General features: G+C 69.7%; 11 protein-coding genes and 2 tRNA genes. 8 read left to right on the top strand and 5 right to left on the bottom strand.

What is annotated here, in order from left to right; all coding sequences use genetic code 11:
- Nucleotides 1–285: 285 nt before the first annotated feature.
- From BM355_RS08905 to BM355_RS08895, 3 genes are all read left to right on the top strand, one after another.
- Nucleotides 286–1,182, top strand: coding sequence for a DsbA family protein (locus tag BM355_RS08905; protein ID WP_091697422.1), 897 nt, complete (start codon nucleotides 286–288; stop codon nucleotides 1,180–1,182).
- Nucleotides 1,183–1,315: 133 nt separating this feature from the next.
- Nucleotides 1,316–1,392 (top strand) — tRNA-Thr (locus BM355_RS08900).
- A gap of 41 nt (nucleotides 1,393–1,433) precedes the next feature.
- Nucleotides 1,434–2,792 carry an NtaA/DmoA family FMN-dependent monooxygenase gene (locus tag BM355_RS08895; RefSeq protein WP_245760692.1) on the top strand — a complete coding sequence of 453 codons (1,359 nt, stop codon included), beginning with the start codon at nucleotides 1,434–1,436 and terminating at the stop codon, nucleotides 2,790–2,792.
- A gap of 15 nt (nucleotides 2,793–2,807) precedes the next feature.
- Here BM355_RS08895 and BM355_RS08890 read toward each other — a convergent pair whose 3' ends face one another.
- Entirely contained in the window at nucleotides 2,808–3,512 is a 705-nt protein-coding gene (locus tag BM355_RS08890; RefSeq protein WP_177227902.1) for a DsbA family protein, read from the bottom strand.
- A gap of 238 nt (nucleotides 3,513–3,750) precedes the next feature.
- On the opposite strand from BM355_RS08890, the gene BM355_RS08885 reads away from it, so the two are divergent.
- Both BM355_RS08885 and BM355_RS08880 read left to right on the top strand, forming a co-directional pair.
- Complete coding sequence (locus tag BM355_RS08885; protein WP_091697416.1) at nucleotides 3,751–5,730, top strand: S8 family peptidase; 1,980 nt, start codon at nucleotides 3,751–3,753, stop codon at nucleotides 5,728–5,730.
- 235 nt (nucleotides 5,731–5,965) lie between these two features.
- Complete coding sequence (locus BM355_RS08880; RefSeq protein WP_091697414.1) at nucleotides 5,966–6,913, top strand: zinc-binding dehydrogenase; 948 nt, start codon at nucleotides 5,966–5,968, stop codon at nucleotides 6,911–6,913.
- Between the two features lie 103 nt (nucleotides 6,914–7,016).
- On the opposite strand, the gene BM355_RS08875 is transcribed toward BM355_RS08880, so the two are convergent.
- Together BM355_RS08875 and BM355_RS08870 are read right to left on the bottom strand one after the other, a co-directional pair.
- Nucleotides 7,017–7,328 carry an AzlD domain-containing protein gene (locus BM355_RS08875; protein WP_091697412.1) on the bottom strand — a complete coding sequence of 104 codons (312 nt, stop codon included), beginning with the start codon at nucleotides 7,326–7,328 and terminating at the stop codon, nucleotides 7,017–7,019.
- Nucleotides 7,325–8,032, bottom strand: coding sequence for an AzlC family ABC transporter permease (locus BM355_RS08870; protein WP_091697409.1), 708 nt, complete (start codon nucleotides 8,030–8,032; stop codon nucleotides 7,325–7,327). The genes BM355_RS08875 and BM355_RS08870 overlap by 4 nt, the downstream gene beginning before the upstream one ends.
- A 92-nt stretch (nucleotides 8,033–8,124) precedes the next feature.
- On the opposite strand from BM355_RS08870, the gene BM355_RS08865 reads away from it, so the two are divergent.
- Both BM355_RS08865 and BM355_RS08860 read left to right on the top strand, forming a co-directional pair.
- A tRNA-Val gene (locus BM355_RS08865) sits at nucleotides 8,125–8,201 on the top strand.
- A gap of 106 nt (nucleotides 8,202–8,307) precedes the next feature.
- A complete protein-coding gene (locus tag BM355_RS08860) occupies nucleotides 8,308–10,071 on the top strand; it encodes a threonine/serine exporter family protein (protein WP_091697406.1) in 1,764 nt (587 codons plus the stop codon).
- A gap of 31 nt (nucleotides 10,072–10,102) precedes the next feature.
- Here BM355_RS08860 and BM355_RS08855 read toward each other — a convergent pair whose 3' ends face one another.
- Nucleotides 10,103–10,786, bottom strand: a complete 684-nt coding sequence (locus BM355_RS08855; RefSeq protein ID WP_091697403.1) for a uracil-DNA glycosylase — start codon at nucleotides 10,784–10,786, stop codon at nucleotides 10,103–10,105.
- Nucleotides 10,787–10,789: 3 nt separating this feature from the next.
- A complete protein-coding gene (locus BM355_RS08850) occupies nucleotides 10,790–11,548 on the bottom strand; it encodes a class I SAM-dependent methyltransferase (protein ID WP_091697400.1) in 759 nt (252 codons plus the stop codon).
- Between the two features lie 145 nt (nucleotides 11,549–11,693).
- Between BM355_RS08850 and BM355_RS08845 the strand changes: the two genes are divergently transcribed.
- The gene (locus BM355_RS08845; protein WP_091697397.1) at nucleotides 11,694–11,996 is read left to right on the top strand and encodes a DUF3263 domain-containing protein; all 303 of its coding nucleotides are present in this window, start codon (nucleotides 11,694–11,696) and stop codon (nucleotides 11,994–11,996) included.
- Nucleotides 11,997–12,005: the final 9 nt, after the last annotated feature.

The following is a 12,005-nucleotide window of genomic DNA, read 5'->3' as shown; positions in this document are numbered from 1 at the left end:
GGGCGGAGGGGCTGGTCTGGGCGGTCTGATGTGTCTGGTCTGATTCGTGTCCGGGGGTGTTCACGCGGGACCTCCTCTGTTCCCTCGAGCCTAGTCGCCGGGACCGGGCGGCGTGTGGCTCGGCGCACACGTGTGACCCCGTGAGGACCGGCTCAGTGAACCTCCAGGCTGGGCCGGTATTCTGGCACGCAGTCTGAAGCATGTGTGATCGTCCTTGATCGATCCCGGGCGACCGCTCACGTGGCTTCGGAATCCCCCGACCACCGGATCGTGACAGGCAGGACTATGGCTTCAAGCAGCAAGCAGACCAAGGCGGAACGCCAGGCAAGCGCGCGGGAGAAGGCGCGGCAGATGCAGGAGCAGCAGCGCCGGCAGGAGAAGCGCCGCTCCATGATGATCCGCTGGGGCGTGGTGATCGGTGTGGTCGCCGTGATCGCCGTGGTGGTGGCCCTGATCACCGTCAACTCCTCCCGGTCCATTCCGGACGCCGGCCCGGCACCCAGTGTGGGCAACGTCCACGGCGGAGTCACCGCGGTCTCGGCCACCGAGCTGGCCCCGGGCGACGTCCCGGACGGGCAGGTCGACGCCGCTGCCGTGGCCGAGCCCTCCGGCGCCGCCGAGCAGATCACCACGGTGCCTGGTGCCGAGCAGAAGCCTGCCGGTGAGCCCGCGCAGATCATCATCTACGCCGACGCCAACTGCGTGCACTGCGCCGGGTTCGAGGAGACCAACGGCGCCAAGCTGCAGGAGTGGCTGGACGCCGGCCAGGCCACCGTGGAGTACCGACTGGTGGGCTACCTGGACAGCTCGGCCACTTCGAACTACTCCTCTCGTGCCGCCAACGCCGCCCTCTGCGTGGCCGAGGAGTCCCCGGAGCAGTACATCCCCTTCGTGGCCCAGATGTTCGCCGCCTACACCGGCCAGGGCGTCAGCGACGACGAGCTCACGACCATGGCCTCCGGCCTGGGCGCGGACATCAACTCCTGCGTGGACGGCAACACCTACCGTCCGTTCGTGAAGTACACCACCGCCAAGGCCCAGGAGGCCCAGATCCCGGGTACCCCGAGCGTGTGGGTGCAGGGACAGCGCTGGGACGGCAACGCCGATCCGGACTTCCAGGTCTGGGCCCAGGGCCTGATCGACGGCGGCACGGAGGACTCCACCGAGGGTGCCGAGGGCTGATCGGCCCCGGCTGACACCTCAGCAGGACAGCGGCTCGGCCCGCACCGATCTCCCCTGCGGAGACGGTGCGGGCCGAGCGGTCCTGTTTCCGGTACCCTGGACGGGCCGGTCCGCCGTCGAGGTGACCGGCTGCGCCTCCTTAGCTCAGCTGGCCAGAGCAACTGTCTTGTAAACAGTAGGTCGCCGGTTCGAATCCGGCAGGGGGCTCCACCTGCGCGGATGCGCGCTGTACCTGAGGGACAATGAGGGCCATGCTGCTCTGTGCCCTGGACATGATGACGCCCACGCACCAGACCACCGGGATCTGGCGCCACCCTCAGGCCGACCCGGAGCAGTACCGGGACATCGACTTCTGGATCCGGCACGCCCGGCTGCTCGAGGACGCCGGGTTCGACGCGCTCTTCTTCGCCGATGTGGCCGGGGTCTACGACGTGTTCGACGGCTCGGGCCGCACCGCGATCCGCGCCGGTATGCAGTACCCCATGCTCGATCCGCTCCTGGCCGTCAGTGCGCTCGCGGCCGCCACCTCCACCCTCGGCTTCGGGGTCACCGCCTCGGTCAGCTATGAACAGCCCTACCTGCTGGCCCGCAAGTTCGCCACGCTGGACCACCTGACGCGCGGGCGCATCGCCTGGAACATCGTGACCAGCTACCAGCGCTCGGCCATGCAGAACCTGGGCGCCGCCGACGTGCTGCCCCACGATCAGCGCTACGACCGTGCCGATGAGTTCATGGAGGTCGTGTACCGGCTCTGGGAGGGCTCGATCGAAGCCGACGCCCTGGTGGCCGACGTCGGGAAGAACCTGTACCTGGACCCGGAGAAGGTCCACGGGGCCGAGCACAGCGGCACCCACTTCACCGTCCCGGGACCAGCGCTGACCCTCCCGGGGCCACAGGGCACCCCGTTCCTGTTCCAGGCCGGATCCTCTCCGCGCGGGCTGGACTTCGCCGCCACCCACGCCGAGGCGCTGTTCTTCTCCGGCACCTCACCGCAGAACGTCCGCCAGCTGACGGACGGGGTCCGAGCGCGACTGCAGGAGAACGGCCGGCCGCAGGACTCGGTGCGGATGATCACCTCGGTCACCGTGATCGCGGCAGAGGACGACGCCGCCGCCCGGGCCCGGTACGAGGACTACGCCCGGTATGTGGATGAGAGTGCGGCGCTGGCCCTGTTCGCCGGTTGGACTGGTCTTGACCTGGCCCAGCTCTCTCCGGACGACGTGCTCCAGGACCTGGAGATCCAGGGCAACCGCTCTGCACTGCAGTCCTTCACCACGCTGGACCCGGACCGGGACTGGACGGTGCGGGACCTGGCGGCGTACCTGGCGATCGGTGCGCGCGGACCGGTGATCGTGGGGTCGGGCCAGACCGTGGTCGATGAGCTGGAACGGTGGCAGGTTGAGGCCGGGGTGGACGGGTTCAACGTGGACTACGGCATCCGTGGCCTGGACCTGCCGGCGTTCGCCCAGCACGTCAGCCCGGTGCTGCGCGAGCGGGGACTGGTCCCGCAGCTGCCCCGCGTGGGCAGTCAGGGCACCACCCTGCGTGCCCGGATCCTGGGGCAGGACCGTCTGGCGGACACCCACCCGGGAGCACGCCGCCGGCGGTAGACCCGCGGGGCCGGATCAGGCGGATCCGTCGGACAGGTTCGCCTGCTCCAGCACCCAGTCGATCACGTCGCCGTCGGACTCCGGGTCGTACACCGTGCCGTCCACCACCATGGTGGGCACGCCCCGGACGCCGTCCTCGGACATGCCGGTCAGCGCCGCCTCGATCTGATCGCTCCCGCCGTCCGCGGCCACGCAGTCGGCGATGTCCACCTCCAGCAGCCCGGCACGGTCCACGAGCTGCTGGTCGGACAGTCCAGCCGGAGCGGCGGCGAAGAGCTGGGTCTGGTAGTCGTGCTGGAGCTGCGTGTCCTCCGTGGTGTCGCGGAAGCAGTAGAACGCGTTCGCCGCCCGCGTGGACCACGACTCGTCGTCGCCCTGGCCCATGAAGTCCACGATCCGGTAGTCGATCTCGGCCTCCCCGCCCTGGGCCACCGAGGCCAGGAACCCGCCGACCCCGTTGTGGAAGTCCTTGCAGTGCGGGCAGGCGAAGTCCTCATAGACCGCCACGGTGCTCGGCTCCTGATCGGCGCTGGCCGACGGCGAAGGGCTGGGCGTGGGGGCTGCGGACCCGGTGCCCTCGCTGGCCGGAGACGTGGAGGCGGTCCCGACGGCGGCGGGAGACTCGGTCTGGTCCGCGTCACCAGCACAGGCGGTCAGGCCCAGGGCGAGGGCACCCACGGCGGACAGGGACAGCAGGCGGTGCGCGGCGGAGGCAGTCATGGTCGACATCCTAGTCAGCCGGTGGTCGGCACCATTGGACACGCGGTTCTGACGGATGGTCTCGCTCCATAGGGACCTTTGGACAGACTTTTGAGAGAAGTGTTTCACATCACACGCCGTGACCTTAGCGTGATCTCACATCGCGGTCGGGACTCGGGTCCCTCTCGGGTCCCTCTCGGGTCCCGACCGTGAACCACCCACCCGCCCGGTGGGTTGCAGACCCTCAAGGAGGTCGATCATGACACCATCGGATCACTCGCACCGGCCCCGCCGGTCCGGGCTGTCGTTGCGCCGCGGAGCCGTGCTGGCCGCGGCCGCCTCGCTGTGCCTGGGCCCCCTGGCCGCCCTGCCCACCGCCGCCGCCCCGGCCGACCAGGACGCCGCGTCGAGCCAGGGCGTGACCCTGGACCGTGGTCAGCAGGTCGCCCCGGCCGCCTCGCCCGATCAGGGCGCGCAGGACCAGTTCATCGTCACCTACAAGCAGGGCGCCGCCAGTGCTGGCAAGAGCGATCGTGCCAAAGCCTGGGGCAAGGCGGCGAAGGAGGCCGGTGTCTCCGTCCAGGAGCTGCGTGCCACCGCCACCGGCTCCTACGTGGTGAAGGCGAACAAGAAGCTCTCCGCGGCCGAGTCTGAGGCCTTCATGGCCGATCTGCGGGCCTCCGGCACTGTGGACACTGTAGAGCCGGACACCCTGCAGACCATCGCCCTGACGCCGAACGATGCCCGCTACTCCGAGCTCTGGGGCATGCACGGGACGAACGGCATGCGCGTTCCCGGTGCCTGGAACATCAGCACGGGCTCCGGCTCCGTGGTGGCTGTCCTGGACACCGGCATCGTCTCCCACCCTGACCTGAACAGCAATGTCGTGGCCGGCTATGACTTCGTCTCCGATGCCGCGGCCGCACGTGACGGCAACGGTCGCGACTCCAATCCTCAGGATGAGGGTGACTGGTTCGTCGCCGGAGAGTGCGGTCAGTCCCGCGGCTCCAACTCCTCCTGGCACGGCACCCACGTGGCCGGCACCATCGGCGCCGTGGCCAACACCACCGGCGTGGTCGGCGTGGCCCCGAACACCAAGATCCAGCCCGTCCGGGTGCTGGCCAAGTGCGGTGGCCGCCTCTCGGACATCGCCGACGCCATCGTCTGGGCCTCCGGCGGCTCCGTCCCCGGCACTCCGGTCAACTCCACACCGGCCGACGTGATCAACATGTCCCTGGGCGGAGGCGGCACCTGCAGCTCCACGTACCAGAACGCCATCAACACCGCCGTGAACCGTGGCACCACCGTGGTCGTGGCCGCAGGCAACGAGGGGCAGGACGCCTCTCGCGTCTCCCCGGCCAGCTGCAACAACGTGGTGACCGTGGCCGCCTCCAACAAGAGCGGCGGACTGTCCTACTACTCCAACTACGGCACCAAGATCGACGTGACCGCCCCCGGCGGTGACACCCGCACCGCAGGCGGCGGCATCCTGTCCACCATCGACACCGGCACCACCACCCCGCGCGGTGGCGGATACGCCGAGTACCAGGGCACCTCCATGGCCACGCCGCATGTGGCCGGTCTGGCAGCCCTGATGACCTCGGCCAAGAGCTCGCTCACCCCGGCCCAGGTGGAGTCCGCCCTGAAGGCCGGCACCCGTGCCATGCCGGGCGGCTGCACCGCGGGCTGCGGCACCGGTCTGGTGGACGCCACCAAGGTGATGAACGCCCTGGGCGGGGGCACCACCCCCACCCCGGACCCCGAGGATCCCACGGAGCCGGCTCCCACCGGGCAGCTGCTGAAGAACAACGGCTTCGAGTCCGGCGCCACCGGGTGGACCACCAGCCACGCGGACGCCATCGAGAGCACCACCAATGCCCGTTCCGGCTCCTGGCACGCCACCCTGAACGGTCTGGGCCGTTCCAACACCTACACCGTGGACCAGCGCGTCACCATCCCGGCCGACAGCACCGTCACCCTCGGCTATCACCTGCACGTGGGCACCGATGAGGGCACCAGCTACGCCTATGACAAGCTCTCCGTCCAGGTGGTCGACGGGTCCTACGCCTACACGGTGAAGACCCACTCGAACCGCGAAAAGTCCACCAGCTACTCCGCCCACAGCGTCGATGTCTCCCGGTTCGCCGGGAAGACCGTCACCGTGCGGTTCCGTGGTGTGGAGGACAGCTCGCTGCCCACCATCTTCCGGATCGACGACACCTCCCTCACCGTGCGCTGACCCGCACCGTGTCCCCGGGACTGAGCTCACCTCAGGTTCCCGACGACGGACCGTCCCGTCTGTGCCCCACGCGCAGGCAGGGCGGTCCGTCGCCGTGAGACGTCTCACTGCTGGGCGCCCCGTGCACCGATGCGCTGACCATGACTAGGCTGGACAGTGGCCCCCAGGGCCACCTGGAGAACCACCTGAGGGTGGGAGAGACCCGCCCTCACCTGAGGAGAGGCGAATCATCCCCATGAAGGCATGGCAGTTCACGAACACCCACGAGCCCCTCGTCCTGACCGAGGTCGAGGAGCCCACCCCCGGGCCGGGACAGGTCCTGCTGGAGATGAAGGCCGCAGGCCTGTGCCACTCGGATGTGGGCCTGCTGGAGGACGAGGGCTGGCTCTCCATGCTGGCCAAGACCCCCATCACCATCGGCCATGAGAACGCCGGCGTCGTCGCCGAGCTCGGCGAGGGCGTGACCGAGTTCTCGGTCGGCGACCGTGTGGGCGTGTGCCCCACCACGCCGGCTGGCGCTCCCGGCTACTCCTTCGATGGCGGGTTCGCCCCGAAGATGGTGGTCGACGCCCAGGCACTGGTCCCGCTGCCGGAGAACGTCGACTTCGTCCAGGGCGCGGCCGCCACGGACGCCGGCATGACCTCCCACGCCGCTGTCATTACCCAGGGCGGTGTGAAGGCCGGAGACACCGTGGGCATCATCGGCCTGGGCGGACTGGGCCAGATCGGTGCCCGGGTGGCCGTGCTCGCCGGTGCCGACGTCTACGTTGCCGAGGTGAACGAGAAGGTCTGGCCGCTGGCTGAGGAGATCGGTGCCCAGGGCGTCAAGGCCTCCATCGCCGAGTTCGAGGACGTCACCTTCGACGTGATCGTGGACTTCGCCGGCTTCGGCACCACCACGGCGCAGGCCGTGGACGTCATCCGCCGCGACGGCACCGTGGTGCTGGTGGGCATGGGCAAGCTCGAGTCCACCATCAACACCAAGTCGCTGATCCTGAACCAGTGCAACCTCAAGGGCTCCAACGGCGGGTCCAAGGAGGATGTGGCCGGGATCTACGAGTACATGGCCACGGGCAAGCTGAACCCGACCATCACCACGATCGGCTTCGACGAGATCGCCGACGGGATCGAGAAGCTCAAGAACGGTGAAGTCGTCGGCCGACTGGTCGCCTCCTACGAGTGAGCGTCTGCTGACCTGACGGCGACTCCCTGCTGAGTCGTCACCACGGGCGGGCACCTTCCAGGGTGCCCGCCCGTGGCGTGCCCGGACCCGGACAGGCCGCAGGTCAGGGGAACCCCAGCAGCCGCAGGCCTGCCGCGGCAGCGGCCCCCACAAGCACCACCACCAGGAACGGTGCCCGCAGCAGCAGGGCGACAGCGGCAGCCACCAGTGCACCCAGGCGGGAGTCCAGGGCCAACCCTGCTCCGGATCCTGCCGCATTCATCACCACCAGGGCGGCCAGCAGTCCGATGGTGACGGCATTGGCCGTGCGAAGCAGCCGCTCGTCCTCGAGCCACCGGATCGGCAGCAGATAGCCCACCAGCTTGGTCATGAAGGCGATGGCGCTGGCCAGCAGGATCCAGGACCACCAGCTCATGCGGCGCCTGCCTCAGCATCGGTGGCCGCCGCCGGACGGAACCAGCCCCAGAGCCCGGCCACCAGGGCGGCCACCAGGATCGGGATGCCCGAGGGCAGCAGCGGCAGGGCCACCAGCGTGACCAGGGCGGCCGTCACCGCCAGCGCCCAGGCGTCCCCGCTGCGCAGGCGTGGCCACAGCAGCCCGAGCATGGCGGCGGTGGCAGCGCCGTCCAGGCCCCACGCGGTCGGATCGCCCAAGGCATTGCCGGCCAGTGCGCCCACCAGCGTCAAGGCCGACCACAGCACCCAGACACCCAGCCCGGCGGTCCAGAACCCCAGGCGACGCCCGTACGGCTCAGCCTGGCTGGCGGCGGTGGCCGCAGACTCATCGATCGTCACCTGCGCGGCCCAGGGCCTGAGCAGCGGTCCGGGGCGGAGCATGGCGTTCATCTGCATGCCGTACACCGCGTTGCGCACCCCCAGCAGCGAGGCCGCCCCGGTGGCCGCCCCGCCGCCACCGCCTCCGGCGACGACTCCGATGAAGGCGAACTGTGAGCCGCCCGTGAACATCAGCACGCTCAAAGCCATGGTCTGGAGCACGTCGAAGCCTGCCGCCACGGACAGGGCACCGAAGGAGATCCCGTAGAGGCCGGTGGCGACCGCCACGGACAGTCCCATCCGGACGGCCGGGTGGCGGGAGGCAGGGGTGGTCATGGCGGTCATCCTAGGGTTTCTCGGAAGCGCCGCTGATCTGCTACGCTCTTCTAGTCGTCAGGGTCGAGACGCACCTGGTGTGCGCCGCCGTTGACCGTCACGGATCTTTAGCTCAGTTGGTTAGAGCGTTCGCTTCACACGCGAGAGGTCGCTGGTTCGAGTCCAGTAAGATCCACCATCCTGAAGGGCCCCCACCGGGGTCCTTCAGTCGTCTACGGGACATTCACCAGCGGCACACATCACCACGGCACCGCCCCTGGTGCGGTTCGATTCGGGAGGCGGGCATGGCGGACGAGGAGTTCGGCGAGGTCCCCGGGATGCGGCACCCCACTGAGCCCTCCACAGACCTGTCGATGATCCCGATCATCCGGCCCGCTGCCCAAGTGGAGGCCGAGGAGGCCGGTGAATCCGCCCCGGCCACCGGCCCGGTGAGCGAGGAGCATCCGTCTCCCGCCGTCGTCGGGACCTCCGAGGAGAGCGCCGTCATCCGCTCTGCCGCCGATCTCGACGCCCCTGAGCCCATGCAGGACACCCCGCTGACCGAGCCTCCGGCCTCCGAGCCGGTGCCGCTGTCCGTGCTGGCGCCCTCGGAGACGGACACCCAGACCCAGCCTGCAGTGCCGGCGGCTCGACGCCGGGATCGGATGCGCTTCCCGGGCCGCACCGCGATCCGGAAGATCATGCACTCCGAGCCGCTGCCCACGCAGTCGATGCCCTGGGTGAACCGGATCGCCGGCAGCCCGTACAACAACCCGTACCTGCAGGCCCACCGCGAGGCCGATGAGGACGCCCGCCGCACCCTGGACTTCGCGCTGCGGCTGGGGGAGACCATGTTTCGGTTCGGGGCCGGTGCCTTGGAGGTGGAGACCTCGATCATCGTGGTGGCCCAGGCCTTCGGCATCCGCGAGACCGAGATCGACATCACCAACCAGTCGATGAACCTGAACTATGCGCCCGAGGGGCAGGTGCCCTACTCGGTCCAGCGCGTGGTGCGCTCCTGGACCCAGAACTATGCCGGGCTGGCTCTGCTGCACCGTCTGGTCTCGGACATCGCCACCGGCAAGGTGGGCCGGGGCGAGGCGATGGACCGCCTGGCCGAGATCCGCCACCGGCCCAAGCCCTTCCCACGCTGGATGGCCACCTTGGCCGCCGGCCTGTTCGCCGGCACCTTCGTGCTGTACATCGGCGGCGGACCCGTGGGAGCCAGCGTCGCGCTGCTGTCCACCCTGCTGGTGATGGCCGTGGTGGATCTGATGGGCCGAGCCCGCGTGCCGGAGTTCTTCTCCACCATGGCCGGTGGGTTCATGGCCACCGTGGTGGCCCTCGTCCTGTACGCCCTGCACGTGCCGCTGGCCCCCTCCATGGTGGTGGCCGGTGGCCTGATGATGCTGCTGCCCTCCGCCCGGTTCGTCTCCGCGGTGCAGGACGCCATCAACGGCTTCCCGGTCACGGCGGCCGGCCGCTTCGTCTCGGCGTTCCTGAGCTATGTGGCGATCATCTCCGGGATCGTGGCGGCCGTGGCGGTGGCCGAACTGCTCGGTGTGCGCAGCATCGACCTGGCCGAGGAGTCCAGCGCCAACTACCCGCTGCTGATGATGGCGATCCTGGTCTTCCTGGCCGCTCTGTTCGACGCCGTGGTGGAGCAGTCCGAATGGCGCCTGCTGCTGCCCACGGCGCTGGTGTCCGTGTGCGGGTACATGGTCTACGTGGGTGTGGGCGCACTGGGTGTCAGCCCGCGGGTGACCCCGGCGATCGCCGCCGTGGTGATCGGCGCCCTGGGGCGGTACGTGGCGCTGCGCATGGGCGCACCCCAGCTGGTGCTGGCCGTGCCGGGCATCCTGTTCCTGCTGCCGGGACTGATGATCTTCCGCTCCATGTACGAGATCGCCATGGACTCCGGGGCTGTGGTGGAGGGTGCGGTCGGCATGTTCAACGCCTCCATGGTGATCATGGCGATCGCCGCGGGCGTGGTCCTGGGAGACACCCTGGCTCGGCCCTTCACCCGCTCCTACCGGGCCAACGAACGTCGGCAGATCGGCCGGCGCTGACCGGTCCCTCCGGTGGGGGCCGAACCGGACTTCAGTCCCGTTCCACCCGCCAGTCCACGGGGTCGGCGCCCAGCTGCTCCAGCAGCTCATTGGTGCGGCTGAACGGACGGGACCCGAAGAACCCCCGATGCGCCGAGAGCGGGGAGGGGTGGGGCGACTCGATGATCGCGGTGGCACCGCCCTGCCGCAGCACCGGAGCCATCTTCCGGGCGTCGTTGCCCCACAGGATCGCCACCAGCGGGGTGCCCCGCGCGGCCAACGCCTCCACCGCCGTCTGGGTGATCTGCTCCCACCCGATCCCGCGGTGGCTGGCTGCGGCCCCCGCCCGCACGGTGAGCACGCGGTTCAGCATCAGCACGCCCTGTTCCGTCCACGCGGTGAGGTCTCCGTGCGAGGCCGGCGGGATGCCCAGGTCAGTGGAGAGCTCCTGGTAGATGTTCACCAACGACCGCGGCAGCGGCCGCACATCACGGTCCACGGCGAAGCTCAGGCCGATCGGATGCCCCGGGGTGGGGTAAGGGTCCTGTCCCAGCACCAGGACCTTGACCTGGTCGAAGGGCTGGCGGAAGGAGCGCAGGACATGCTCGGGAGCCGGCAGGATGTGCTCCCCGGCCGCGCGGCGGCGCACCAGGTCCTTCCCGACGACGTCCAGGGCCTCGGTCTGCGCGGCCAGGGCCGCGTCCCATCCGGGATCCAGCGGGCTGATCAGCTCCATGGCTCAGCCCTCCGTTCCGGGGGAGGCCAGGCGCCGGGCGATCACGACCCATTCCCGCCCCGGACGGTCTGGGGCGTCCCGCGCCTCGAGGAACTCGAACCCGGCCTCAGCCAGGGTCTGCTGGATCTGCTCCAACGGACGGAAGATCAGGGTGGAGGTGGAGGGGACCACGGTGCCGTCCGGCAGGTGGCTGTCCGATCTGAAGGTGACCCGCGGCAGGTCCACCTCGGTGACCTCGAATACCTCCCGCACGGTGCCCACCCCGGGCGCCTCCCACGTGGACTCGGCCTGGCGGGCCCAGTCCTCCCATGCGCGGCGCTCCGGGATGCGGGTCTCGAACACCAGGTGCCCACCCGGGGTCAGGTTCTCGTGGACAGCGCGCAGGGTGCCCAGCCAGTCCTCGTCGGTCAGGAACACCTGGGCCACGTTGGCGGTCATCACGGCCAGGTCGGCGGGCAGATGAGTCTGGGCGGCGTGCTCTGACAGATCCGCTGCCGTGCCGTGCACCCAGTGGACCTTCTCGGCGTGGGGCTTGTCCTGAGCGACCTCGAGCATCTCTCCTGCCGGTTCCACGGCCGTCACGGACAGGCCCTGAGCGGCCATCCGCACCGCGAACGTCCCGGTGCCGGCCCCGATGTCCAGGACCGAGCGGGCGCCGAGCGCCCGGGCGATCCCGACGTACTGGTCCAGGTCCTCCCGGGACCCCTCCACCTGGTCATAGGTCGCGGCGATGAACGGGTGATCGAACTCGTTGACTGCCATGGGCTCGATCCTAGGGGCAGTGCCGTCACTCCCTGCCCTGGAGGGGCGAGCGACGAATGACACGGTTGTCATTCGGTCGGTAGACTGCAGGCTGGAGCGCAGTCCGCACCGTGTCCGTTCACCCCGCCCCGCCGAAGGAGTCCCGATGTCCGCTGCATCCTCAGCCGACGAGCAGGCCGCTGTCTCGGTGGAGCACATCCTGCCCGAGCTGACCGAGCGCGAGCGGAAGATCCTGGACTTCGAGGATCAGTGGTGGAAGTACGGCGGGGCCAAGGACCAGGCCATCCGCGATCAGTTCTCGCTCTCGGCCACCACGTACTACCAGGTGCTCAGTGGACTGCTGGACCGCCAGGAGGCGCTGGCCTACCGGCCCATGCTGGTCAAGCGGTTGCGTAGACTACGGACCACACGCCACCGCGCACGCAGCGCGCGTCGGCAGCAGGCCTGAGGCCGATCC

It is taken from the genome of Micrococcus terreus, assembly GCF_900116905.1.
In the GTDB taxonomy this organism is placed as follows: domain Bacteria; phylum Actinomycetota; class Actinomycetes; order Actinomycetales; family Micrococcaceae; genus Citricoccus; species Citricoccus terreus.
The sequence above is the reverse complement of the archived record's forward strand: the minus strand, read 5'-3'. Positions and strand labels throughout refer to the sequence as shown.